At 45.3% G+C, this 24,031-nt stretch carries 22 protein-coding genes, 2 pseudogenes and 1 riboswitch; of the genes and pseudogenes, 5 read left to right on the forward strand and 19 right to left on the reverse strand.

Annotation, left to right across the window (positions count from 1 at the left end; all coding sequences use genetic code 11):
• Window positions 1–331 precede the first annotated feature (331 nt).
• From AOT13_RS16585 to AOT13_RS16600, 4 genes and pseudogenes are all read right to left on the reverse strand, one after another.
• Entirely contained in the window at window positions 332–1,741 is a 1,410-nt protein-coding gene (locus tag AOT13_RS16585) for a glycoside hydrolase family 18 protein (protein WP_013400400.1), read from the reverse strand.
• A gap of 131 nt (window positions 1,742–1,872) precedes the next feature.
• Window positions 1,873–3,660, reverse strand: a pseudogene (locus AOT13_RS16590) (vitamin B12-dependent ribonucleotide reductase); the annotation flags it as partial.
• A gap of 466 nt (window positions 3,661–4,126) precedes the next feature.
• Window positions 4,127–4,912, reverse strand: a pseudogene (locus AOT13_RS16595) (ribonucleotide reductase N-terminal alpha domain-containing protein); the annotation flags it as partial.
• A 237-nt stretch (window positions 4,913–5,149) separates the two neighbouring features.
• Entirely contained in the window at window positions 5,150–5,986 is an 837-nt protein-coding gene (locus AOT13_RS16600; protein ID WP_003249210.1) for a lipoate--protein ligase family protein, read from the reverse strand.
• A 193-nt stretch (window positions 5,987–6,179) separates the two neighbouring features.
• On the opposite strand from AOT13_RS16600, the gene AOT13_RS16605 reads away from it, so the two are divergent.
• On the forward strand, window positions 6,180–6,554 hold the full coding sequence (locus AOT13_RS16605; RefSeq protein WP_013400397.1) for a rhodanese-like domain-containing protein: 375 nt from the start codon (window positions 6,180–6,182) through the stop codon (window positions 6,552–6,554).
• 115 nt (window positions 6,555–6,669) lie between these two features.
• Here the strand turns inward: AOT13_RS16605 and AOT13_RS16610 are convergent, their stop codons facing one another.
• From AOT13_RS16610 to gcvT, 5 genes are all read right to left on the reverse strand, one after another.
• Window positions 6,670–7,863, reverse strand: a complete 1,194-nt coding sequence (locus AOT13_RS16610) for an ROK family transcriptional regulator (RefSeq protein ID WP_013400396.1) — start codon at window positions 7,861–7,863, stop codon at window positions 6,670–6,672.
• A 381-nt stretch (window positions 7,864–8,244) separates the two neighbouring features.
• Window positions 8,245–8,970 carry an MOSC domain-containing protein gene (locus AOT13_RS16615; protein ID WP_003249205.1) on the reverse strand — a complete coding sequence of 242 codons (726 nt, stop codon included), beginning with the start codon at window positions 8,968–8,970 and terminating at the stop codon, window positions 8,245–8,247.
• 103 nt (window positions 8,971–9,073) lie between these two features.
• On the reverse strand, window positions 9,074–10,531 hold the full coding sequence (gcvPB, locus tag AOT13_RS16620; RefSeq protein ID WP_042383503.1) for an aminomethyl-transferring glycine dehydrogenase subunit GcvPB: 1,458 nt from the start codon (window positions 10,529–10,531) through the stop codon (window positions 9,074–9,076).
• On the reverse strand, window positions 10,524–11,870 hold the full coding sequence (gene gcvPA / locus AOT13_RS16625; protein ID WP_042383501.1) for an aminomethyl-transferring glycine dehydrogenase subunit GcvPA: 1,347 nt from the start codon (window positions 11,868–11,870) through the stop codon (window positions 10,524–10,526). Before gcvPA ends, gcvPB begins: the two co-directional genes overlap by 8 nt.
• A gap of 23 nt (window positions 11,871–11,893) precedes the next feature.
• Window positions 11,894–12,988 (reverse strand): glycine cleavage system aminomethyltransferase GcvT, encoded by a 1,095-nt coding sequence (gcvT, locus tag AOT13_RS16630; protein WP_003249201.1) that lies wholly within the window; start codon window positions 12,986–12,988, stop codon window positions 11,894–11,896.
• Window positions 12,989–13,144: 156 nt separating this feature from the next.
• A riboswitch (glycine riboswitch) is annotated at window positions 13,145–13,233 on the reverse strand.
• Window positions 13,234–13,463: 230 nt separating this feature from the next.
• Between gcvT and AOT13_RS16635 the strand changes: the two genes are divergently transcribed.
• Window positions 13,464–15,131, forward strand: coding sequence for a DEAD/DEAH box helicase (locus tag AOT13_RS16635; protein ID WP_003249199.1), 1,668 nt, complete (start codon window positions 13,464–13,466; stop codon window positions 15,129–15,131).
• Window positions 15,118–15,909, forward strand: coding sequence for a YqhG family protein (locus AOT13_RS16640; protein ID WP_003249197.1), 792 nt, complete (start codon window positions 15,118–15,120; stop codon window positions 15,907–15,909). Before AOT13_RS16635 ends, AOT13_RS16640 begins: the two co-directional genes overlap by 14 nt.
• 57 nt (window positions 15,910–15,966) lie before the next feature.
• Here the strand turns inward: AOT13_RS16640 and AOT13_RS16645 are convergent, their stop codons facing one another.
• The 8 genes from AOT13_RS16645 to comGA all read right to left on the reverse strand — a co-directional run bounded on the left by AOT13_RS16645 (window position 15,967) and on the right by comGA (window position 20,371).
• Window positions 15,967–16,146 (reverse strand): YqzE family protein, encoded by a 180-nt coding sequence (locus AOT13_RS16645; protein WP_003249195.1) that lies wholly within the window; start codon window positions 16,144–16,146, stop codon window positions 15,967–15,969.
• A gap of 265 nt (window positions 16,147–16,411) precedes the next feature.
• Window positions 16,412–16,801 (reverse strand): competence type IV pilus minor pilin ComGG, encoded by a 390-nt coding sequence (comGG, locus tag AOT13_RS16655; RefSeq protein ID WP_003249192.1) that lies wholly within the window; start codon window positions 16,799–16,801, stop codon window positions 16,412–16,414.
• A 16-nt stretch (window positions 16,802–16,817) separates the two neighbouring features.
• The gene (gene comGF, locus AOT13_RS16660) at window positions 16,818–17,243 is read right to left on the reverse strand and encodes a competence type IV pilus minor pilin ComGF (RefSeq protein ID WP_003249190.1); all 426 of its coding nucleotides are present in this window, start codon (window positions 17,241–17,243) and stop codon (window positions 16,818–16,820) included.
• The gene (gene comGE / locus AOT13_RS16665) at window positions 17,240–17,563 is read right to left on the reverse strand and encodes a competence type IV pilus minor pilin ComGE (protein ID WP_003249188.1); all 324 of its coding nucleotides are present in this window, start codon (window positions 17,561–17,563) and stop codon (window positions 17,240–17,242) included. The genes comGF and comGE overlap by 4 nt, the downstream gene beginning before the upstream one ends.
• On the reverse strand, window positions 17,547–17,990 hold the full coding sequence (comGD, locus tag AOT13_RS16670; protein WP_003249186.1) for a competence type IV pilus minor pilin ComGD: 444 nt from the start codon (window positions 17,988–17,990) through the stop codon (window positions 17,547–17,549). The genes comGE and comGD overlap by 17 nt, the downstream gene beginning before the upstream one ends.
• Window positions 17,974–18,270 (reverse strand): competence type IV pilus major pilin ComGC, encoded by a 297-nt coding sequence (gene comGC / locus AOT13_RS16675; RefSeq protein WP_003249184.1) that lies wholly within the window; start codon window positions 18,268–18,270, stop codon window positions 17,974–17,976. The genes comGD and comGC overlap by 17 nt, the downstream gene beginning before the upstream one ends.
• 12 nt (window positions 18,271–18,282) lie before the next feature.
• Window positions 18,283–19,314 carry a competence type IV pilus assembly protein ComGB gene (gene comGB, locus AOT13_RS16680; RefSeq protein ID WP_003249183.1) on the reverse strand — a complete coding sequence of 344 codons (1,032 nt, stop codon included), beginning with the start codon at window positions 19,312–19,314 and terminating at the stop codon, window positions 18,283–18,285.
• The gene (gene comGA, locus AOT13_RS16685) at window positions 19,307–20,371 is read right to left on the reverse strand and encodes a competence type IV pilus ATPase ComGA (RefSeq protein ID WP_003249181.1); all 1,065 of its coding nucleotides are present in this window, start codon (window positions 20,369–20,371) and stop codon (window positions 19,307–19,309) included. The genes comGB and comGA overlap by 8 nt, the downstream gene beginning before the upstream one ends.
• 200 nt (window positions 20,372–20,571) lie before the next feature.
• Between comGA and AOT13_RS16690 the strand changes: the two genes are divergently transcribed.
• Window positions 20,572–21,270: a helix-turn-helix transcriptional regulator gene (locus AOT13_RS16690; RefSeq protein ID WP_003249180.1), complete on the forward strand. Its 699-nt coding sequence runs from the start codon at window positions 20,572–20,574 to the stop codon at window positions 21,268–21,270.
• Window positions 21,271–21,469: 199 nt separating this feature from the next.
• Window positions 21,470–21,712: a DUF2626 family protein gene (locus AOT13_RS16695; protein ID WP_003249178.1), complete on the forward strand. Its 243-nt coding sequence runs from the start codon at window positions 21,470–21,472 to the stop codon at window positions 21,710–21,712.
• A 50-nt stretch (window positions 21,713–21,762) separates the two neighbouring features.
• On the opposite strand, the gene AOT13_RS16700 is transcribed toward AOT13_RS16695, so the two are convergent.
• Window positions 21,763–22,896, reverse strand: coding sequence for a class I SAM-dependent methyltransferase (locus AOT13_RS16700; RefSeq protein WP_003249175.1), 1,134 nt, complete (start codon window positions 22,894–22,896; stop codon window positions 21,763–21,765).
• A gap of 330 nt (window positions 22,897–23,226) precedes the next feature.
• Window positions 23,227–23,859, reverse strand: a complete 633-nt coding sequence (locus AOT13_RS16705) for an MBL fold metallo-hydrolase (RefSeq protein WP_003249173.1) — start codon at window positions 23,857–23,859, stop codon at window positions 23,227–23,229.
• Between the last annotated feature and the right edge of the window lie 172 nt (window positions 23,860–24,031).

A 24,031-nucleotide genomic window follows, 5' to 3' on the forward strand; every position in this document is an offset into this window, starting at 1 on the left:
TCGGACAACCGCTCTAACAATTAAAAATTCCTTTCTTTCCAGCCTTCGGGCATATCAATCGGCACGCCGGCAAACTAATGGCGTTTGCCACTTATCTTAATGAAAAAAGAGAAATAGAGGAAATCGGCACCCATGAAGAACGGTTCCCGGCACATGCATACCGTGCAGCAATTAAAGTTGTAAAAATACATAAGATGAAAAAAACGCCCAAACTGTACAGGGGCGTTTCCGGTGAGAGCATGGACATGCCGAAGAATGTTTTGTGCGATTCTATAAAACGAATCAGTTCAAAAATGGAGTCCATACAAACGGTGCAAGAATGAATCAATGATCATAGCTTGCGAATGCGAAAATTATCTTCTAATAACACCCAATTTTCCGGATAAGGATAACCGAGCACCCAATAGCTAATTCCTCTTAACCCATATTCTTTCACCAAGTCAAATTTTGCCTGCGCGCTGCGGGCATCCTCAAACCACACTTCATGTGTCCGCCCTTGGCTGTCGATATAGCGGAAAAACGGAGATTGGGCAGTTGGATCGTATTGAATCACTGCTCCATAGCGGATCGCACGTTCTACTGCTTCCTGCGGGCTGAATGTTTCCGCTTCTTGGCCTTGTACATGCGGAAGCACCCAGTCGCGCGCATAAATTTGAAACCCCATAAAAATTTTGTTTCTTGGAATAACACTGACCGCGTAATCAAGCACTCTTCTTATTTGATGAATAGGGGAAATCGCCTGCGGCGGCCCGAACCGGTATCCCCATTCATACGTCATCAGCACGACAAAATCGACAATTCTCCCATGGGCGGGATAGTCATGCGCCTCATATAACAGTCCTTTTTGCTCCCCGCTTGTTTTTGGGGCGAGAGAAGTCGAAACAAAGTATCCTTCACGATGAAGCCTCTCCACAGCACGCTGCAAAAATTGATTATACCGCTCGCGATCCGTCGGATAGACGTTTTCAAAATCAATATTCAACCCGCGGTACCCTTTTTCCCGCATCGTACGGACAATATTGTCAAGCAGCCGGTTTTGTAGTTGTACATTGGAAAGGATCGTCTGCGCCAATCTTGATCCCGGATCTTGATATGTAAAATTAGTGATCGCCATCACCGGCACAACCCTTTCTGCGGTTGCCGCTTGAATGATGGCTGCGTCATCAAACGGTTGGAGTCCGCCATCTTCTCTGATCGTATACGCAAACAAAGAGACATACGTTAAATGGCGTCCTACTTCCCGTACTTGCTGTGCTCCTTGTTCCCCTGAATCAATCGTAAATGCATTTACTTCAATGATCGGCTTAGAATGCGGAATCGTTAATACCATGCCGGGGAAAATTACATTCGGATCGGCAATCCGGTTGGCTCGCAGAATGTCTTGCACAGTCGTCCCATAACGTTCGGCGATTTGCGACAGCGTTTCTCCGCGCTGCACCGTGTGTGTTCTTGGCGGAATAAGAAGAACCGTTCCCGGATAAAGGACAGAAGGATTGCTGATTCGGTTGGCCTGAACAATCGCATCTTGCGAAATGCCGTAGCGCCTGGCGATCGTCCATAACGTTTCTCCTGAACGAACGGTATGATAGCGGTATGGAACGGGAATGACGAGCGCCTGCCCGGCCGTGAGGCGGTTGGCATCTCTCAACCCATTGGCCGTGACAATCTGCTCGAGCGGCACTCCGTAGCGCTGGGCAATCGCCCATAGGTTTTCTCCTCTCTGTACAATATGGATCAGCATGGTTATCCTCCCCCTAGTCAATATGACGCCTCATACTACTATATTTTTGTCACTCCGCTCTTATGAATGAAAAAAGCTGGCTCAGTCCAGCCGACTAAGCCAGCTTTCCGCTTTATCCCATTTTGTCCTGTTTACAATCCACATTTTAGCTGCGCGCCGCAGCTTGTGCATGTGTTGCAGCCGCCGATTTCTTCGACCGTGCCTTCGCGGCAAACCGGGCAAATGTTGCCAACTTCGGAGCCGATCGTTACATCCGTTGTCCGCAAGTCTTGAATCGTGTCGACGAGAACAACGGCGCGTTTCGTTTCTTTTTCCTCTTCCTCTTCTGGAAGCAGTTCAAGCTGCTCTTCAAGATTGTTTTCTTCCGCTTTCAGCGTCAATACTTGCGCGTCGCGGCTTCCGTCCACATACACAGTGCCGCCTTTTGCGCCGCCGCGCCATAAGCGTTCATATACTTTTTGCACTTGCTCAACAGTATATCCTTTCGGAGCGTTGACTGTTTTCGAAAGGCTAGAGTCCACCCAGCGCTGAATGATGCATTGCACATCGGCATGCGCTTCCGGCGATAAATCCATCGCGGTCACAAACCAGTGCGGCAAGTTGTTCGGGTCTGCTTCCGGGTGTTTGTCCAAATATTCCTGAACAATATCTGCCTTTACCTCAATAAATTTGCCGAGGCGGCCGCTCCGGTAATATGAGAATGAGAAATACGGCTCAAGGCCGGTCGACACACCGACCATCGTTCCCGTCGATCCCGTCGGAGCGACAGTCAGTAAGTGTGAATTGCGAATGCCATATTTCAAAATATCTTGGCGGATATCTTCCGGCATCCGTTTCATATAGCCTGTGTTAATAAACGCCTCCCGAAGTTTTTGCGTTTCTTCTTCGGTTTTCCCGACAAGGAACGGGAAGCTGCCTTTTTCTTTCGCCAATTCAATGGAAGCGCGGTACGCAGTCGTCGCAATCGTTTTGAACAATTCATCGACAAGTTTGTTTCCTTCCTCGGAACCGTACTCTTTTTCACAATAAATAAGCAAATCCGCCAATCCCATAACGCCAAGGCCGATGCGGCGCTCCCCGAGCGCTTGTTTTTTGTTTTCTTCCAAGAAATATGGCGTTGCATCAATGACGTTATCTTGCATTCTTACACCGATTTCGACGGTGCGTTTTAATTTTTCATAGTCAACGACTTTCTTTTCTTTATCGACCATATTCGCCAAGTTAATGGCTGCCAAGTTGCAGACGGAATATGGTGCGAGAGGTTGTTCCCCACAAGGGTTGGTCGCAACCACTTTTTGTCCGTACGCTCGGGCATTTGTCATTTCGTTGGCGTTATCGATGAAGAAAATGCCCGGTTCCGCGGAATACGTCGCGCAAATGTTAATCAGCTTCCAAAGTTCGCGGGCACGAATTTTGCGGTAAACGCGCACACGGTACCCCATTTTCTCCCATTCACGCACATCGCCGACTTCGTGCCATTTTTCATTGTAAATCCGCATTTCTTCTTCCGAATATGTTTCGACATCCGGAAAACGCAGTTCATACTCTTCATCTTTTTCGACGGCTTCCATAAATTCTTTCGTCAAGCAGACGGAAATATTCGCTCCTGTTAAAAAGTCCGGGTTATGTACCGTGTATGTGCCGCCTGTCCGCAATTTTTCTTCGGCTTCTTTAATAATTTCTTCAGTGAAGCCGCCGTGCCCCGGAACGTTTTTGAAGTTGACGATAGCTTGGTACATCGCGCGTTCCCGTTCAGTAAGCGGCGTGAATTTCAGCTTGTCTTGCGCCGCTTTTTTAATTCCCTCATCTTCCGTGTTTTCAATTAAGTAGCGCAAAATGCGCGGGTTTTGCATTTTTGAGACGATGAATTCGATAATGTCCGGATGCCAGTCTGCCAGCATGATCATTTGCGCGCCACGCTATTTGTTACTCACTCGTCGCCGAGTGGGCTAGGTCATTTCTGCCTAGCTCTCCGTCTTTCGAACGGAGGTCAGACTATATCATCAAAGAAGAGAATGTTTCATATTTGCGTTTCAATTTTATATCTCCATGTTGATAAGGTGATGGAACAATTTTTTAACATCTCTTCTTTGTCTCGCGCCTCGTAACCTCGTTGCCGAGTGTTACGATTTACTCCTTCCATGGCTCCCCCACTCCAAACTTTTTATAATTATATTCATTGTATGGGGAGCTGTAGGAAGTTTCAATAGTCGTTGAACCTTCATCTCCGTTTCCAGAGATGCTTGGCTGCTGGTTGCCCATTGTTGCATCCAACTTGTTTTTAAACCATCACGCCTGCCGTCACCGGCTACGTTGTGGTCAAGTTGGCTTTAGGGGGTTCCAGCAATTCGCGAGATTTTACTCCCGCCGTTTGGCGCGTGTTTAACGGGAGCCACCTTGTTCGACAAGGTGGGTTAATTTCGCAATGTCATCCAGCCAGGAAACCGATCCGGACGATTTTCCGTTCACCCCGCGCGCTAGCGTGTTGCGTGGACGCAATGTCGAACCGTTCGTACCGACACCGCCGCCGCGGCTCATAATTTCCATGACTTGTTTGCGATGCTCGGAAATGCCTTCGCGCGAATCTTTCACATATGGCATGACATAGCAGTTAAAATATGTCACATCTTTTCCGGATCCCGCTCCGTACAATACGCGTCCCGCTGGAACAAAGTTCAAACTAACAAGCTCTTGATAAAATTTTTCAAACCATTCTTTTCGCTTTTCCTCAGTTTTTTCAACAGCTGCCAAGCCTGTTGCATTCCGTTTGGCAATTTGCTCATAAAAAATTTCAAGCGGTTTGTCGATAACATCAAGGGAGCGGACGACGATTCCCGTCTCTGCTTCTTCGCCTTCGAGCACGTGCCGATATTCTTCCTCAACGAGCACTTTCGCTTTTTTCGCTTCCCAATCAATATCAACGATAAAGCCAAGTCCGCGCGCTGGAAACTTCGGATCTTCTTTAATCGTCAATACGACAAAGTCACCGACACCCAGCGTCAATTTTTCCGTATCTTTAAATGAATAGCGATCTAACATCACTAAACGAGAAACGCCTTTATGCGTTATTTTCATGTCCGCCGTAATGGGATGCACTTGCGGAAAAAGGCGGATAGCCTCGTTCAGCTTTTCGATATTGATTTTCATTTTTTCCGAAGACGCGACCGTCATTCTCTAATCTCTCCTCTTCTTTTTATTCATCATTTTTCTGTCTGCATGTCCTGTCTTTTTTACCTTACCATATCAGCCACAAAAAAACAATATATAGTATGTTTTTTATTGAAATCATACTATATATTGTGTTTAGACCAAAACATTTTCATTTTGTCAAATAAAAAACATCAAAAACGGCGAAAAAAAAAGAGAAAAGCGCGAAAATCCCATCTTTTTATCATGGCTCCAATCCCATCAACGCCGGAAATTCCACTCATCACTTTCATATTTCGTCCGCGCCAATTCGTTGACATACTCCAGTTCTTCTTGGGATAACGTATACGGTTCTAAGACAATGTCAAGTCCTTTTTCAAAGCCTTTATAAAACGCTTCTTTCGCTTCTTCGATCGTAATCTTGCGGTCGGTCAATTCGTTAATCGCAACCGCCTTATTTTTAAAATTGCGCTGCAGGCGCTCTTTTACCCGTTCATTTGGGTATTTAAACAGGCTGAAAAGCAACTCTTCATCTAAGTCCAGCAAAATCGAGCCATGCTGCAAAATAACTCCTTTTTGCCGCGTTTGCGCGCTTCCCGCGATTTTGCGGCCTTCGACGACGAGCTCATACCATGATGGCGCATCAAAACAGACGGCAGATCTTGGGCTTCTTAAATCCGCCTTTTCTTCTTCTGTTCTTGGCACGGCAAAATAAGCGTTTAATCCAAGAAAACGAAATCCTTCTAAAATTCCTTGCGAAATCACCCGGTACGCTTCCGTCACCGTTTTTGGCATGTTGGGATGCTCTTCGGAAACGATGACACTATATGTTAGCTCTTTATCATGAAGGACGCCGCGCCCTCCTGTTGGCCGTCTTACAAATCCAAGGCCGTGTCGTTTTACCGCTTCCAAATCAATTTCTTTTTCGACCTTTTGAAAATACCCGATCGATAGTGTCGGCGGATTCCAGCCGTAAAAGCGAATCGTCGGCGGGATTTTTCCTTCGCTATGCCAGTCTAAAAGCGCTTCGTCCATCGCCATATTAAACGAAGGAGAACCGTATCCAGAATCGATAAAACGCCAAACTTCTTTCGCCATCTTTCAACCCTTCTTTGTTTTAAGTTTGCGTCTACTAGTTTAACAAACAATCCGAATGATGGAAAGAAAAACGCTGTATCGTTAAAAGAAGCCCCTCTTTTCTTTCATGGCGCTGCTACGAAAATGCTTTGCTTCCACATAGCAACCTTTATATAATAGATGTTAGCGAACGTACAAAAAGGAGGACTGGCTTGTGAAAGCACTATTGATCATTCTCGGCGCGATTATCATCTATTCGGTTGTCACCTACTTGATGCAGCGGAAAATGGTGAAAGCGTTGACGGAAGAAGAATTTCGCGCCGGTTACCGCAAAGCGCAATTAATTGACGTCCGCGAACCGGAGGAGTTTGCGGCTGGACATATTTTAGGGGCGCGCAATATTCCTTTGACCCAACTGCGCATGCGCATGAAAGAGTTGCGAAAAGATCAGCCAATTTACTTATATTGCCAAAATGGGCTGCGCAGCGGCCGCGCCGCGCAAATGCTGTACCGCAAAGGCTATCGCGATTTGTACCATTTAAAAGGCGGTTTTAAAAAGTGGACGGGGAAAATTAAGAAAAAAGCTTAATGGCAAAAAGAAAGATGGAAGCCATCCACGGCTTCCATCTTTCTTTTTGCCATAGCCACCTTCCAAAACAAAGAAATAAGGTGCCTAAAAACATTAAGGACACCTGATTAGACTGCTATGAAATGACTTCTAACTCCGAAGGCATCACTACTTTTTCTAATACGGAAGCCACGGCGCCAATTGCACAGCTTTTTTCCGATAGCTGCGATGGAATAATGAACGGGCCGCCCCCATTTTTCACCAATATCCTTTTTGCGACTTCGTCCCGTGCCGGCTCCAGCACCCACTTGCCTGCCGTGCCAATCGTATTGCCGACAATGACGGCTTCCGGGTTATAGGCATAAATGATATGTAAAATGCCAATCCCCAAGTAGCGGCCGACCTCCGCCAATATTTGCGCCATTTGCTTGTCGCCGCGCTCAGCCAATGCACGCACTTTTTCTACGGAAAAGTCTTCTAGCATGGAATGATGATTTTCCTGCTCGAGCCGGCGTTGAATATATTTTTCTGACGCGTACATCTCCCAGCATCCGTTATTGCCGCAGCTGCAGCGAACGCCATGAATGTCAATGACATGATGGCCGATTTCGCCGGCAATGCCATCGGTACCGCGGTACAGCTGGTTGTGAATGATGATCCCGGCGCCAATCCCGGTTCCGGCGCTAACATATACAAAATTGGCAAACTCTTTGCCCGCGCCAAACCATTTCTCGCCAAGCGCCGCCAGTTTTGCTTCGTTTTCAATAATAATCGGATAATCCGGCCATTGTTTTTGCAGAATGGAAGCAAGGGCAACATGATCCCAATGAAGGTTTGGGGCAAATATGACAACTCCTTCCTCTGTGTTCACAATCCCCGGCACGCCAATACCGATGCCCATGATTCCATACGGAGTAGCTGGCGCATGGCGGATGGCTTCATGAATCATCGCGATCATTTTTTCCATGATTGTTTCCTGCGTTTCATTGGCGCGGAAGTGGACCATCTTTTGCCAAATGATCTCGGCGTTTAAGTCTGTTAATACGGCATAAATGTAGTTAACCCCCAACTCTATGCCGATTAATGAGCCTGCCGCTTCGTTAAAACGAAGCATAAGCGGCCGGCGTCCGCCGGTGGAAACGCCAATTCCGCTTTCACTGACAAAATGTTCGGAAATTAATTCATCGACTAACGCAGAGACCGTCGCCTTGTTTAATCCGGTGATTTTGGCGATCTCCGCCCGCGAAATGTTATTTTTTTCGCGAATCAGCTTTAATACGATCTGTTTATTGATTTTTTTGACGAGTCCTATATTTCCTGTTCGCACCATATTCACTCATTCCTTCTGCAACCTTTTTAGTATGCCGCCTAAACAGGCGGATCAACCTCTGAGCGGCTGTATAAAAAGTTTATCTCTGGGACATGACATATGCAAACACACGTTTACTTTTTCCTATGATCCGCCAAGCGCCCACAGCCAACGCGGATTCCGCACCCCATTCAATCGGTGTTGCCCCGTCTTTTCTGCCTCCGATGATGTGCAAACATAAAAATGAATCACTGTTTCTGTTTCATTACATTAGTTTATATACTAAACTAACATAGTTTTTCTGTCAATAAAAAACAGATGAATCCCTTTCTTTTACATTTTTGCGGCGAAAGGAACTTGCTTGTTTAAGATATTCCGAAACAAGTCCGTATCCTGCCGCCATTAACCTAAAAGATGCACTTCGTCACCGGCATGAATTTCTCCCGTCTTGATGACGGTGGCATAAACACCAAAACAATTGCGCCGGTGTTGCACGACTGTTTTTAATAGCGAAGGATCTTTTTCCCCTGTTTCCGGATCAACAGTAATAATCATGCACCGTTCGCAATGCCGTTTTATCTGGATTTCAACCTCTTTGCCAATTTTCAGGCGCCGGCCAAACCACGTTTCTTCGATAAAAGGAACTTTATGCACTAATGACAACAATAAATTCGGGCGAAACCGCCGATAGTCGACCTGTTTTCCCCATATTTCCGACAACTTTTGCACAGAAGCGTCCGTTACGATTTGAATATGTTCTTCTTCAATTGCCCCAAGAGGAACGCGATCAGGAGCATAGCGAATAAGGGAGACTTTCCGTTTGGATTTTGTTTCGATTTCTTTCGCCAGTTCTGCATCGCCCCATTGATAACAAATCCCGTCTGGGGCAATGATTTCCACGGCCGGATATTCCTCTAAACTTTCTTCACCGCTAAATTTCGCGCGGTACTGGGTCATTTCCGGAAATTGCGTAATCGTTAAAAACTTCCCCGGCCTCGTTTCATCCAAAAATGCGTGGCTTCGGTCGCCATACAGCCCGTAATCCATCACTCGCGTTTTTTGCACACTTTCCCCTTGAAACGATTTGACAGGATAGCGCATGATTTCTTGTATGTAGCCGATCAGCACCTTTTTCACTTCCTTATATTATTTTCTTATTTTTCTGTCTACCATTAATATACAAAAACAAACGATCCATTCCTAGCGGAATGAATCGTTTGCAACATTTCTTTTATTGCTTTTGGTAGCGCAAAATCGGTTTACGAGCCGCTTTTGTTTCATCGAGCCGTTTTACGACTGTTGTATGCGGCGCTTCTTGGACGATTTCCGGATTTTCTTCCGCTTCTTTGGCGATTTGAATCATCGCGTCAATAAACGCATCGAGCGTTTCTTTTGATTCCGTTTCCGTCGGCTCGATCATCATGCATTCCTCGACAATAAGCGGAAAATATACCGTCGGCGGATGGAAGCCGAAATCAAGCAAACGTTTGGCGATATCGAGCGTGCGGACACCAAGTTTCTTTTGCCGTTTGCCGGACAAGACAAATTCGTGCTTGCAATGGCGGTCATACGGCAAATCATAATATTCGGCGAGACGGCGCATCATGTAATTGGCATTAAGGACGGCATATTCCGCCACTGCTTTTAAACCTTCCGGCCCCATCGAACGAATATATGTGTAAGCGCGGACGTTGATGGCGAAATTGCCGTAAAACGGCTTCACACGGCCGATGGATTGCGGGCGGTCATCATCGAGATAATATCCGTTTTCCCCTTTTTCTACGACCGGTTTTGGCAAAAACGGGATCAAATCTGCTTTCACCCCAACCGGGCCGGATCCCGGGCCGCCTCCGCCGTGCGGGCCGGTAAACGTTTTATGCAAATTGAGGTGCACGACATCAAAGCCCATGTCTCCCGGTCTTGCTTTGCTTAACACCGCGTTTAAATTGGCTCCGTCATAGTACAGTTTGCCGCCAGCATCATGCACGATCTTTGCCATTTCTAAAATATTTTCCTCAAATAAGCCGAGCGTATTCGGGTTTGTCAGCATCAACGCCGCTGTATCCGGACCGACGACGCGTTTTAAATCTTCTAAGTCAACCAGCCCGTCTTCCGTCGACTTGACTGTGATGGTTTCAAAGCCGGCGACCGTTGCGGAAGCCGGATTGGTACCGTGGGCCGAGTCAGGAACAATCACTTTCGTCCGCTGGAAATCGCCGTTTGCCTCATGATAGGCGCGAATCATCATCAGCCCCGTCCATTCGCCGTGCGCTCCCGCCGCCGGCTGCAACGTCACCGCGTCCATCCCGGTGATTTCTTTTAAATGCTCTTGCAAATCGTACATTAATTCGAGCGCTCCTTGCACCGTTTCTTCCGGCTGAAGCGGATGGATATGGGCAAATCCCGCAAGGCGGGCGACATTTTCATTGATTTTCGGATTGTATTTCATCGTGCAAGAACCGAGCGGATAAAAGCCGGAATCAACGCCGTGATTCCGCTTGGACAGCGCGGTATAATGGCGCATAATATCGAGTTCGGACACTTCTGGAAGTTCCGGCTCCTCTGTGCGGATATAATCAGCCGGGACAACCTCTTCGACACGGACCGCTGGAACATCCAATTCCGGCAAACTGTAGCCAATGCGGCCTGGTTTGCTTAATTCAAAAATAAGTGGCTGATCTTTATGCATGGCAATCCCCCAATTCTTTAACAAACATGTCGATTTCTTCTTTTGTCCGCAATTCGGTCACCGCAATTAACATATGATTTTGCAATTCCGGATAATCGCGGCCGACATCATAGCCGCCGATGATTCCTTTTCGCAGCAGCTGCTTGTTTACTTCTGCCACCGGTTTTGCCAGACAGACGACAAATTCGTTAAAAAACGGGCCAGTAAACGGCACAGCAAATCCGTGTTTCACTAATTCATTTTTCGCATACTGCGCTTTTTGGATATTCATCGTCGCCATCTCTTTTATGCCTTTTTTGCCAAGCGCCGTCATTGCCACCGAGGCGGCGAGCGCGTTCAGCGCTTGGTTTGAACAAATATTGGACGTCGCTTTATCGCGGCGAATGTGTTGCTCGCGCGCCTGCAGTGTCAATACGAATCCTCTCCGCCCTTCTTCATCAGTCGTCTGCCCGACAAGGCGGCCTGGAATTTTCCGCATTAGTTCCGCTTTGACAGCAAAATAGCCGCAATGCGGTCCGCCAAATTGCATCGGAATGCCAAACGGCTGGACATCTCCGACGACGATATCCGCGCCAAATTTTCCAGGCGGGGCAAGGATGCCGAGTGCAAGCGGATTGCTCGCGACAACGAACATGCTTTTACAGCTATGGGCAACCGGTTCGATGTCTTTCAGCGGCTCGATCTGTCCGAAAAAGTTAGGATATTGAACGATGACGCAAGCAACCTCATCATCCATTTCCGCCTTTAGCGCTTCTAAATCGGTAACGCCATGTTGAAACGGAATTTCCACCACATGAAGCCGCTGCCCTTTTGCATATGTTTTCACGACACCGCGATATTCCGGATGCACCGTTTTTGCCAGCAGCACTTTTTTCTTTTTCGTATGCGCTGCGCTTAATAGCATCGCCTCCGCCAGCGCCGTGCCGCCATCATACATGGAAGAATTGGCCACATCCATCCCCGTCAGCTCGCAAATCATCGTTTGAAACTCGAAAATCGCTTGCAATTCACCTTGCGAGATTTCCGGCTGATACGGGGTATACGCCGTGTAAAATTCCGAACGCGAAATCACATGATCGACAATGGCCGGGATATAATGGTCGTACACTCCTGCTCCTAAAAAGGACGTATACTTTTTCACATCTGCGTTTTTCGCGGCAAGCGCGGACAGTTCTTTCCACAGTTCCACTTCCGATTTCGCTTTTTTTATATTTAACTCGCCGCGAAAACGCACGCTTTCCGGAATATCGGCAAATAAATCATCAATCGAATCAACGCCAATCACGTTCAGCATTTCCCGTTTATCTTCTTCTGTCATCGGCAAATAACGGTGAAGCATAGCTTTTCTCCCCTTTTTCTTGATTACTTCGCTCGCCTATAAAACGGCGTCGCAACTACTTTCGCTTTTAAATGTTTGCCGCGGATTTCGACTTCCACTTCCGCATTGATTTCAGTAAATTCCGATTTTATCAGCGCTAAACCAATATTTTTCTTTAATGTCGGCGATTGCGTTCCCGTCGTAATAAAGCCGATTTCTTCCCCATTGGCAAATACCTTATAGCCGTGGCGCGGAATGCCTTTGTCCATCATTTCGATGCCAACCAGTTTTCTTGCTGTTCCTTCTTCTTTTTGTTTTTTCAACACATCTTTTCCGATAAAATCAGCATCTTTGTTCGTTTTCACCGCAAATCCAAGCCCTGCCTCAATTGGCGTAATATCTTTAGCCAGCTCTTGGCCGTAAAGCGGCAATGCTGCTTCAAACCGGAGGGTGTCGCGCGCACCGAGTCCGCATGGAAGCACGCCTTCTTCTTTGCCTGCCGCTAAAATCGCTTCCCAAAGCGCGACGGCATCTTCTGCGCGGCAATAAATTTCAAAGCCGTCTTCACCGGTGTATCCGGTGCGGGAAATAAGCGCTTTCACTTCTTGAAGGTAGACATTGTCCTGAAACGCAAAAAACTTGAGCGCAGATAAATCAATATTGGTTAATTTTTGCAGCACTTGTTCCGCAAGCGGTCCTTGCAAAGCAAGCTGGGCGGTTTCCCGAGAAACATCGGCCAGCTCGACATCGCCAATCAAGTGTTCATTCAGCCAGGCAAAATCTTTCTCAATATTGGCAGCGTTGACAACAAGAAGATAATGGCCGTCCGCTTTTTTATAAACTAACAAGTCATCTACCGTTCCGCCGTCTTCATAACACATCAGCGTATATTGCGCACGGCCGTCTGTTAATTTCGCGACATCATTCGTCAGCATTTTTTGCAAAAACGCAAGGCTGTCGCTCCCTTTGACAACAAACTCACCCATATGGGATACATCGAATAAGCCGGCGCGCGTGCGCACTGCTTCATGTTCTTCTTTAATGCTGGAAAATTGGACAGGGAGCTCCCATCCGCCAAAATCGATGGTTTTCGCTCCATAACGCTCATAAACAGCGAAAAGCGGCGTGCGTTTTAGCATTGCGTTCCCTCCTGAATTTTTAATCCATGCAAAAAAGGACAGACTACCCCACTCTCACGATGAGTGAAGGCTCTGTCCTGGCACCTGAAAGTTTCCCTATTTGGCAATAGGTTTCCTCTTTGGTGGTTCACTGGCCGTGAACACTCTCCAGAGCTGCGTCAAACAAGAGTCTTTTTGCCTGAGAGATTCGCGTTTCCGCTTGCTCCTTCGGCGCTACATGACGTAGTCTCTCCCCTTGTTCTCATCCGCGACCATATATAATTTTCAAGAAAATGGGCACACTATTAGTAAAAAATCGCAAAATAAATTTTAACTTTCTAACTTTATTAATATACTACCATCAACAAATCGATCACGGCAATAAAAAAATAACCGAACTTTTTATTATTATGAAACGATAAATAACATTTTATATACGTATATTTTAAAAATATGTAAACATAATGTTCGTAAAATACCAAAGGGAGTGGATACAATGGTCGGCATCGAAATGGACGAAACATGGAAGAAGGAATTTATCGAACGGGTCGAAAAAGACGGGCCATGGGCAAGCTGGGAAATGTATGAGTTAGCGCTGGAAGCCGCTATGCATTTAAGCGTGCCCGAATTTGACGGCCTGCAGGCGCCAAAACATTTGCCGCATTTGACCCCGCTTCCGCATCAACTGGAAGTGGCAAGGCAAGTCGTTGAACATATGAACGGAAAAGCGATTCTCGCTGATGAAGTCGGGCTTGGCAAAACGATTGAAGCAGGGCTTATTTTAAAAGAATACATGATCCGCGGATTAGTTAAAAAAGTGCTGATTCTCGTTCCTGCCTCGCTTGTATCGCAATGGGTAATGGAACTGAATGAAAAGTTTTTCATTCCTGCGGTGCAACAGAAAAAAAGCTATGTTTGGGAACAATGCGACGTCGTCGTCTCCTCGATCGACACGGCCAAAAAAAGCCCGCACCGGGAAATCATTTACAAGCAGCAATACGACATGGTCATTATTGATGAAGCGCATAAGCTGAAAAACAATAAAACAAAAAATTATCAGTTCGTCCAACATTTAAAAAAGAAATTTTGCTTGCTTTTAACGGCGACGCCGATTCAAAACCGCATTGAAGAAATGTTTAACCTTGTCTCCTTACTGAAGCCCGGGCATTTAGGAAACGCAGAATATTTTGCAAAAACGTACGGAAAAACGCGCACTCTCCAAACAAATGAACATTTAAAAGCACTTGTGAATAAAGTGATGATTCGCAACCGCCGCGTAGATACCGGCATCGAATGGTCGAAGCGCCACGTAAAAACGGTGCTTATTGAATTTACGAAAGAGGAACGGGAGTTGTATGAAGCGGTTCAAGCGTTAAAATACGACGGAACGCTGTTATTGGGCCAGCCGTTTTCACTCATAACGATGCTGCGGGAAGCATGCAGCAGCCGCGAAGCATTATTTGTAACCGTTAAAAACATGCTGGACAAGCACGAAGGAAAGATTCCAGATCCTTTCCATAAAATAATGGAAAAAATCAACGCCGTTTCCACCAACTCAAAGGCAGAAAAAGCATTGCAACTCATTCAATCGATTCAAGAAAAAGTCATTATTTTTACTGAATACCGGGCGACCCAGCTGTATTTACAATGGTTTTTAAAACAGCACGGCATCTCTTCTGTCCCGTTCCGCGGCGGATTTAAACACGGGAAAAAAGACTGGATGAAAGAGTTGTTCAAAAATCATGCGCAAGTTTTTATCGCAACAGAAGCGGGCGGGGAAGGAATTAACTTGCAATTTTGCCGCCATGTCATCAACTATGACTTGCCTTGGAATCCGATGCGGCTCGAGCAGCGGATCGGCCGCGTCCACCGGCTCGGACAAACGAGCGATGTATACATTTACAATTTCGCTGTAAAAAATACCGTAGAAGAACATATTTTGACATTGTTATATGAAAAAATCCGCCTATTCGAACGGGTCGTCGGCCAGTTGGATGATATTTTGGCAAAAATGAATTTCGCCAATTTGGAACATTATTTGCAAGACGCGCTTTTGAACTCCCAAAGCGAAGGGGAAATGAAAATTAAAATGGAGAACATTACCGCAATGATTGAACTGGCAAACCAGTTTGCCAAAGGAGGGGAACAATATGCAGCAACATGAGATACAACAATTTGTAGAGCGGTATTTCCGCGCCAATGAATGCGACATTATCAAAGCGGATGACGGATATATCAAAGTGCAATTGTCAGTAGAAATGGATAAAGAATTAATGAACCGCCCGTTTTATTGGCATTATATCGAGCGGACCGGAGGCACGCCCGCGCCGATGCAGCTAACGCTTATTACAAAGCAAACGGAGAAAACAAACTCTCAAGAAGGGGAACGGCTGCATTTCGGGTCACCGAGATTGCACCAAATTTTCCGTTCCGCGCAAAAACGCGGCAGCTTCATCCGGTTATATGAGGAAGCAGCTTCTTCCGAACAGTCGCACATTCCGCTTCATCCTTGGCTCGGATTAAACGTGAAAATTGCCTACCAGTGTGACAGAAGAAAAGACAGCATATTATCGCTCGGCTTGCATTTAATTAGCGGAACGATTATCGAACAATTTCATGACCGGTTGCAAAAATTGAAGCTTATTCCGAAAATACCAGATTATTGTTTTACAATTTCCCCGCTCATTCAGCCAATGAGCGGTATCAGACGCTTAGAGCAATACATTCGCAGACGCATTTCCGAAGATGATCATACATGGGCGGAACAGGCAAAAGAAAGATGGGCAGAAGATTTAGCGCTTCTTGATCATTTTTACGAAGGTGTGGAAGAAAAACCGGAATGTTATTATATTGAAAAAGAAGCGCTTGAAGAGCAATATAAACCGAGAATTATCGTTTCCGTCATTAACGGCGGGATATTTTACTTACATTCCCGCACCTAATCATTCTATTTTGTATTTTCATATTAAAAAAGGAGCGTCCATGATAAAAACGCTCCTTTACGAATGACGCCGAAACAGGAGGCGGAGGGAGATAGGAATCAACCCAAACCATCGGTACGACAGCGGCGGCTTCTCGCGTTTGCGCTGCATCCGTTTTTTGATGCGCTCCTCTTTCGGCAAATCCATATAAGTGACAAGCTGTTGCGTGAAAAACTTAACGTAATCGTTTGTCGACATATATGCCGCCTCCTTTTCGCTTAGCTTTTCCATTCTTTTTCTGTTTTAAACATTGTCGCGGTTTCTTTAACTATTTTCTCCCCCGCTTGGTTTGCTAATCGTCTCCGCTTCCTGATCATAAGAAGGGAGCCGCTTTTCCGAACATCATTTCCATCGCTCCCCGTTCCCCCGTTGCAACCGCTTTGTTGACTGCCCGCCATCCAGTTTCACAAATGCGTGTCCTCTTTTTTTACGGCATACCATATGTTTCGCCATCGTTAACCGTTTACTGTGCATGATTTTCCGTCCACTCGATAATATCAAGTGATGGAAATGAAACGATAAACGTGGCGCTATAGCGAATCCCTTTATCGGAATAGACGGAAATTGCCGCTTTTATTTTTGTTTCGTCTATTTTTTCCCATGCATAATTTGCCTTTCCAAGCGGATAAACGAACACACCTTCATCCCTTTGCCAATCAGAAAACGCGGCAATCTGCTGTTTAACGTCAAAAACGGCCATTTGCATCATCTCATCCATTTCACGAGATTGCTGCTCGTACGCGATTGCCTCCATTTCCACCTGATACAATGCAAGCACATGAGACAGAGCCATCAGAATGAAAAAAGAAACCATGACTGTCACCGGAAAAATCATGCCGCTTTGATTCCGCATCACCATCGCCACCTTGCTAAAAAAGTCGGGAAATAAACGCTTCATATGTTTTTCCATCCGATGATGTTACACGAAGAAAAATTCCGCGATTTGCCAATATATATGTGACATTTTCGACAAATTGCAGCGCTGTTTCATTGCCTGTGCCATTCACTTGTCTGCGAATGGACGATTGATATAATGCAAAGCTGACTTGCTCCCCTGTAAATTTTTCTAAATATAACGTTGTTCCGCTTTTTTTCCACTGTTTCGACTCGTTCAGCTCTTTTTTCAGCTGTTGTACGAAAATTTCCCATTCGATGTGATGAAATCCATTCACATTTTCATATTTCAATAAACGGACATCTAAAAAAAGCGGCAACAATGACGTAATAAGCAAAACGATCGCCATAACAAGCAGCATTTCTAAAAAAGTAAACCCTTTTTCTTGTGAATCGCTCATCGTTTGACATATCCACACCTTTCTGCCCTACGGCCTGCATAGTCGTTCCAGCGCACACATACTTTCCATATATTGTTTTCTTCGTAACCGGAATGAATGACAAACGTTGTTCGCCCCTCCACTATCGTTGTTTCTTGCCATATATTTTCTTCATATAATGCCGCATCTAATATGCGCTGTGCCTTTGCCTTTAACGCGATGTTTTCGCGTTCCAACATCATTTGTGTCAATAAAGGCAACAGTGCTGCCGTAACAACAAGCAGCAGCGCCAAAGCAAAAACCGCCTCCACTAAGGTAAAGCCATTACATTTTTTGCACATAAAACCTCCCTTTTCCTAATAAAAATACGATTTTATATGTCGTGTTTTTCCCTTTCAATAATAGCGATCCCGCTTTATTGACATTGCCGTTTTCCAAAAAAATGAGCGGCATTGTCAATGTAGTAAGCTGGAATTTCCACGTTCCGGAGATCGAGCGCTTTAAAATCGTTTTCCCTCCTTGCATTTCGGCGATCCAATACTCCGGACGGTTTTCCGCAAACGTCACCGTTACCCGCGTTTGATGTGTCATCGCATATTGCTGGGCATACAACAAGTCATCACGAAGCTGCGTGAGGATATACCATTCTGTTTTTTGTTCCGCAGCGCGATCAAAAAAAGGGAGAGATACCGCCATCAATACGGTGATGGCGGCCAGAACAAGAAGCATTTCGATAAGGGTAAAGCCGTGATTACGCACCGCTTTCACTTACTTTCCCGTCGCTGCTGATTTGAATTTTACGTCCGTTTGGGCACTGATCGGACTTAATATACTTTTCGTTGATGAGCTCCTGTATCGTCGGAATTTTGTTATGTTCCATTTCATATGCCTTTACTTGAGCTTGCACGGTGTTTACGAACGCTTCGCAGCCTTTATTATTAATCATTCCATTATGTTTCGTGATATTCGGAATGACGATAAGCAATAAAACAGAAATAACCATTAGCACGATCAACATTTCAATCAATGTGAACGCTTTTTCATTCATGGAAATTCCCTCCTACAAATGGCTCATCATTGAAAACATTGGAAGCAAAATTGCCAAATACATGCAAATAACGAGAACACCCACGAAAGAAAGCAATATCGGTTGAATAAATTTCATCCACTTTTCTATCCGTTCTTCCATTGTTTGAAAAATAAACTCGCCATAATGGCTTAACTCTTTGGCCAATTCCCCGTTTGACTGGCCGTGGCGGACAACAAGCGCCAGTTCTTGTTCATAGTACATACGTGAAGAGAGAATCACATCTAGCGCGATGCCTTTTACAAGCTGTTCCTTCATCCTTTTTCCTTCCTCTTGCAAAAACGCCAGTTTTTCCTGCCGCGCAAATACTTGCAGCGATTCGTAAATCGATAAACCGCTTTGTAATAAATGGCCTAATTGCGTCGCGAACATATGCGTAAAGTACAGCCTCGCAAAAGAACGGATCAGCGGAATTTTCATTATGATGCGGATTTGCGCGGCCACCGTGAGTTTTTGAAACCAGCTAACATATAAACAAAAGCAGCCGATGCACAAAATGCAGAAAACGAGAAACATGTCGGGAATGAAAGAAATAATTTGAAGGAAAAAGACGGTAAAGGAAGGGGAAGAAGAAGCAAAAGATGCGGAAAACTTAAAAAATTGCGGAAGCAGCATATGTTGCACCATCGCCAGCATCATTACCATAAAAAGGAGCAAAAGGAGCGGATAACTGCTCGTTTTCCGAAGCCTTTGCAAATAATCGGCCTTGTGTAACAGCATTTTTCCGGCTTCCGCGATTCCGTGCGGCAAATCCCCGTGCTGTTCGGCAAAAAACAAGCAGCCGATTGCTTCCCGATGAAAATGAAGCGCATCAAGCGATTGGTAAAATGGCAGCCCAGAGCGAAGATGATCAAGACAACGCTGTAAATCCCGGCGGTGGGAAAGTGGTTGCTGCATTTCTAAAAATTCGATCGCCTGTGACAACGAATACCCTTTGTCAAGCATGTTCCCAAGCCGTACTAAAAACGTTCCTTGCTGGCGCAACGACCATTTTCGCTTATTCATTTTCTCCCTCCTTGGCGCAAAGAAGGCGCGGCGGCAAAAATCCGAGAGCAACCCCTTTTCGAATCACGTTTTGCAGCGTATAGTAACGATACGTTTTTCTTCCGTTTTGCACGGATTGAATTGCGTCAGACAGCGCATCTCCATACAACAGCTCATGAACGGCGGCGCGGCGAATGTGGCGATGTTTGCGGCAAAATGGCGAGCAATGTTCGCCGCAAAACGGGCATACTAAGTCGACAAGCCGCTGCGCTGTCACGGCAAGCAGCGTTTGCTCAATATCATGAAGCGGAATCCCAAATTCACGCAAACGGTAAATCGCTCCCACCGCGTTTTTCGTATGCATTGTCGACGCAATCAAATGTCCTGTCATCGACGAACGTACCGCAATTTTTGCCGTTTCGGCATCCCGGATTTCGCCGATCATAATAATGTTTGGATCGTGCCGCAAAGCTGCTTTTAAGCCGTTTGCATATGTGATGCCTGCTTTCTCATTGATTTGCACTTGCAATATATTGTCGATTCGCTTTTCAACAGGATCCTCCAATGTGATGACATTGCGGTTCCATTTGGACTGGCAGACGCGCAGCAACGTGTACAATGTCGTCGTCTTTCCTGACCCGGTTGGTCCTGTGAAAATAATTAACCCTTGAGGCTGCTGAAAAAGGGAAAGCAATGTTTTTGCGGCATTGGCAAATAAAGAAAGCTGTGAAAGAGGAAGAAACAAATTTTGGGGAAGAAGCCGAATGACGAGGCTTTCATCGTAAGATGTCGGCAGTGTGGAAAGGCGCAAGTGAATAATTTCCCCTTGCTGCTTTGTTTCCATCGCCCCGCTTTGCGGCCGGCGGCGTTCGCCAATGTCCATTCCGGCTAAAAACTTAAAATGGGTTATCAGGCGATCGCATATTTCTTTTGTGAGCACTTCTTTTTCCATAAGCAATCCATCAAGCCGGAAACGCACTGCTGCATCATCTTTGCGCGGAACGATGTGAATGTCAGACACACGAAGCACACTTGCTTCTTTGATGAGACGGTCGGCAAGATATTCGATTTCATTCATTTGTTCATGCCATTCCCCCTTTCTTTTTTATGTATTTCGACTTGTTTTTTTCTTTTCCTGCTTCAAGCATAAAAAATTTTCACGAATATTTCATGAAATTTTCACGATATTGACGATAACAGCGATAAATACCATTCCCTTCAAAAAAACCGTTGTATTATAATAAAAGTACAATGATTGATTTTAGGAGTGAAAAAAGAATGAACCAAACATTAAAAATTACGAACGTATTATCGGATCCAACGCGTTACCATATTTATGAGTACATTATCAAAAATCATAAAAAAGTGTCGGTTCAAGAAATTGCAGAAGCGTTTAACATTCATCCAAATGTCGCGCGCCTTCATTTAACTAAACTGGAAGATGTGCATATGATTGTGTCGGAAACGCAAAAAACAGGAAAAGGAGGACGCCCAAGCCGCCTTTACCGCCTATCGGATGACGTGATCCAACTTTATTTTCCGTTTCGCGACTATCAGCTTCTTTCGAAAATTGCGATACAAACAATGATGAAGCTTGGAAACGCCGGAAAACAAGCGCTTTATGAAACAGGAAAAGCGTTTGGAAAAGAACTCGTGGCCCAACGCATTCCGCATGACAAATCTCCACAGCAGCTAACGTTCGCCGAAAAAATGGAAATCATAAAAGATGCGGCAGAAACAGCAGGATTTTATCCGACATTGGAATATAATGAAAAAGAAAAGAAAATGTATTTGCAAATTTTCAACTGTCCATTTAAAGAAATCGCGATGCAAGAATCCGAAGTCACTTGCCAAATGCATCACGCCTTTTTGCAAGGAATGTTTGAAATTCTTTTCCCGGATATCGAACTAGCGGAAATAGAAAATATAACGAACGGCTGCGACCGTTGTTCCTATCGTGTGAACATGGCAGAGTAAACATGTTGCGCGCCGCTTCACGATGCGCAAATCCACCGCTTTTCTCGCACCGGCAGGAAAGCGGCCTATATTTCCCGCCAGCGCCGATTTCCAACATCATCAACACCACTTCTTACTGAAAGCGTTATTTACATTCGCATAAATTGTACACTATAATAGTTAAAGATATGGATTTGTTTATAAAAAGGAGGGATACATAATGGATCGCATGTTCCGTGTCCTTGCATTTTGGACTGGAATTTTTGCAGTGATGTTTTATCTCGGACATATGCATACGACTTCATTAATTTTCTTTGGCCAAACAGTGTTTTTCTTACTTCTCGGCTTTTTGAAATTGACGGAAAGAATGTACATTTATATTTTCGGGGCATACTTAACGATTTTCTTCGCTGCGTTTACGTATTGGACAACATTTATGATGGTTCCGGGAATGGGCGAATAATAAGAAAAGGAGCGGGAAGACGATTTCTCCCGCTCTTTTTTATGCGATGCTTATGAAAATGGTAAAAACTCCCGTTGCGCCCATATATGTTCCCAATCAACGTCCACTCCTTTTTGCTGGATCATGACATGGAAAGCGGCACTCATCCCTTCATCGATAATTAACGAACGAACCGCACGATTTTGCTGGGCCTTTTCAGAAAACGGATTTGCGCCATCATGTTCTTCTAAATATTGCAATATCCCCGCTGCAAGCAAAAAGCGGTCTTGCCTTAACAGTGAAACGCATTGCCATCCTGCTTGTTCGCCGAACATCCGCAACGCATCCCATTGAATATGGGCGGTGATATCCATTTCCCCGGGATAGCTAAGCGGGTTTGCTATCAACCGATGCCGATAATACCCCCGCAAACTCCCTTGCCTCCTTGCCGGCAATTGTAATTCTTCATCCGTGTAGCCATAATCAATCGTTAACATGACGCAATGGCGAAAGAACCGGGCTGTCTCCAAAAGAAACGTTTTCAGCGCGAGCGGCACTTCTAAACGCTGCCCGTCGGTTAAAGAAAGTTGCCTTTCGCGCAAATATTCAACAATCCGTTCATTTTCTAACGGATGTTTTTCCTCAACTAATTTGTTGCCGTCCACCGCAACAAACAGCTCATATAACGTTCCGTTTTCCTTTGTGATGACATGAACAGGAAAAGCATCAAAAAACTCATTGCTAAACACAATTCCTGAAAATGAAGCAGCGTGCTGCCGGAATTCCTGTATATCTTTATATTGCTTCACTTTTTCGGAGGCATCGCCAAGCGTTTGCAGCTGTCTTTCCCGTTGTTTAGGGCTTGTTTCAATCACTGTGTACGTTAGCTGCTTGTATGTTGCGGGGCTTTTTTTCTTCCATTCGTTCAACACGGCGCGAGCAAATTTGCCGTCTCCTCCTCCCAATTCGCAAATATGCGGGGGGACATGGTTTCTCTCAACAAGGCGAAGAAATAAAGAAGCGAACAGCTTGCCAAAAACATGGGAAACATGGCTGCTCGTAAAAAAGTCCCCTCCTTTTCCTATCTTCGCTTTTTCCCCCATATAATAACCATACCGCTCATCATATAAAGCAAGCTCCATGTAATCGGCATACGATAAGCGCCGCTGTGCCGAAGCTTGGATTGCTTGATAAATCGGATTCATCGCTCGCTTTTTTTCTCCTTCTATTTTTTACTATTGACATAATGGAAATGTTGTTATATTGTTTATAGTAGTTTAACTATATCCCCTCCCATAGATGGATAGAACATCCCCCAAAAACCCTTCTTAACTAAAAGAAGGGTTTTTTTGTTTTTAAACAGATAAGCGCAAAAATGGCATAAAATGAGAACAGCAAAAGCGATTTTCTCATCGCGGCCTTACACAATCATCGGGACTTGGCTTCTAGAAAACCGCATCGCTTTTGCGGCAAGCGATTAAATTCGGCATATTTGCTCTTTTTTAAAAAGAAGGAAGGATATATCCTTCCCTCCATTAAAATCCATGGAGAAACGGATTCGTATCCATCTCCGCCCCAATGGTTGTTTCACTTCCGTGTCCAGATAACACGAGCGTTTCTTCCGGCAGCGTTAGCAGCTTATCATGAATGCTGCGCAACAGCTGTTCATGATTTCCGCCAGGCAAATCGGTGCGTCCAATACTTCCTAAAAAAAGCACATCGCCAGAGAATACCGCTTCTATCTCTTTGCAATAATAAGAAATGCTTCCCGGCGAATGGCCTGGTGTTTCCAACAATTCAAAAGCAAATGCTCCGATTTGTAACGTTTGCTCCCCGCGCAAGCACGTCGGTTCATGGTGAATGGCAACTTGCCCGATGCCGAAATAAGCAGATCCGTTTAAAGCGGGATCAGTGAGCCACTCTTTTTCTTTTTCATGAATATAAATTGGCAGCTCCCATTTTTGCTTTAATTCATTAATGCCGCCGATATGGTCAAAATGAGCGTGCGTCAATAAAATCGCAAGCGGCGTTAATTGCTGTTCTTCGATGCGCCGCACAATTTTGTCCCCCTCGCCGCCCGGATCAAAAACAACGCAAGTCCCATCCTCGCGGGATAAAATGTAGGCATTTGCCTGAATCGGCCCAACCGGAATGCGCTCCCATTTCATGACGATTCCTCCTTATCTTAAATAAAATTGCTTTCAGCCAATACAGCAGCAACTATTCAAACCGGGCATATGCTTGTATCCACTTTCTCCGCCCCAGACAAAAGCGATTGGCATATCATTATTTTACCGCAACCTTGATTTATTGTCATTTGCGTGCGAATCCGCTTACATG

The sequence above is a fragment of the Parageobacillus thermoglucosidasius genome (assembly GCF_001295365.1).
Lineage (GTDB): Bacteria > Bacillota > Bacilli > Bacillales > Anoxybacillaceae > Parageobacillus > Parageobacillus thermoglucosidasius.

Coding starts and splice junctions, on each gene's coding strand:
- AOT13_RS16585 (WP_013400400.1), bottom strand. CDS start 1,741: ATGCTGATCCATATTGTACAGAGAGGAGAAAACCTATGGGCGATTGCC.
- AOT13_RS16600 (WP_003249210.1), bottom strand. CDS start 5,986: ATGGCGAAAGAAGTTTGGCGTTTTATCGATTCTGGATACGGTTCTCCT.
- AOT13_RS16610 (WP_013400396.1), bottom strand. CDS start 7,863: ATGGTGCGAACAGGAAATATAGGACTCGTCAAAAAAATCAATAAACAG.
- gcvPB (WP_042383503.1), bottom strand. CDS start 10,531: ATGCATAAAGATCAGCCACTTATTTTTGAATTAAGCAAACCAGGCCGC.
- gcvPA (WP_042383501.1), bottom strand. CDS start 11,870: ATGCTTCACCGTTATTTGCCGATGACAGAAGAAGATAAACGGGAAATG.
- gcvT (WP_003249201.1), bottom strand. CDS start 12,988: ATGCTAAAACGCACGCCGCTTTTCGCTGTTTATGAGCGTTATGGAGCG.
- AOT13_RS16635 (WP_003249199.1), top strand. CDS start 13,464: ATGGTCGGCATCGAAATGGACGAAACATGGAAGAAGGAATTTATCGAA.
- AOT13_RS16640 (WP_003249197.1), top strand. CDS start 15,118: ATGCAGCAACATGAGATACAACAATTTGTAGAGCGGTATTTCCGCGCC.
- AOT13_RS16645 (WP_003249195.1), bottom strand. CDS start 16,146: ATGTCGACAAACGATTACGTTAAGTTTTTCACGCAACAGCTTGTCACT.
- comGG (WP_003249192.1), bottom strand. CDS start 16,801: ATGCGGAATCAAAGCGGCATGATTTTTCCGGTGACAGTCATGGTTTCT.
- comGF (WP_003249190.1), bottom strand. CDS start 17,243: ATGAGCGATTCACAAGAAAAAGGGTTTACTTTTTTAGAAATGCTGCTT.
- comGE (WP_003249188.1), bottom strand. CDS start 17,563: ATGTGCAAAAAATGTAATGGCTTTACCTTAGTGGAGGCGGTTTTTGCT.
- comGC (WP_003249184.1), bottom strand. CDS start 18,270: ATGAATGAAAAAGCGTTCACATTGATTGAAATGTTGATCGTGCTAATG.
- comGB (WP_003249183.1), bottom strand. CDS start 19,314: ATGAATAAGCGAAAATGGTCGTTGCGCCAGCAAGGAACGTTTTTAGTA.
- comGA (WP_003249181.1), bottom strand. CDS start 20,371: ATGAATGAAATCGAATATCTTGCCGACCGTCTCATCAAAGAAGCAAGT.
- AOT13_RS16690 (WP_003249180.1), top strand. CDS start 20,572: ATGAACCAAACATTAAAAATTACGAACGTATTATCGGATCCAACGCGT.
- AOT13_RS16695 (WP_003249178.1), top strand. CDS start 21,470: ATGGATCGCATGTTCCGTGTCCTTGCATTTTGGACTGGAATTTTTGCA.
- AOT13_RS16700 (WP_003249175.1), bottom strand. CDS start 22,896: ATGAATCCGATTTATCAAGCAATCCAAGCTTCGGCACAGCGGCGCTTA.
- AOT13_RS16705 (WP_003249173.1), bottom strand. CDS start 23,859: ATGAAATGGGAGCGCATTCCGGTTGGGCCGATTCAGGCAAATGCCTAC.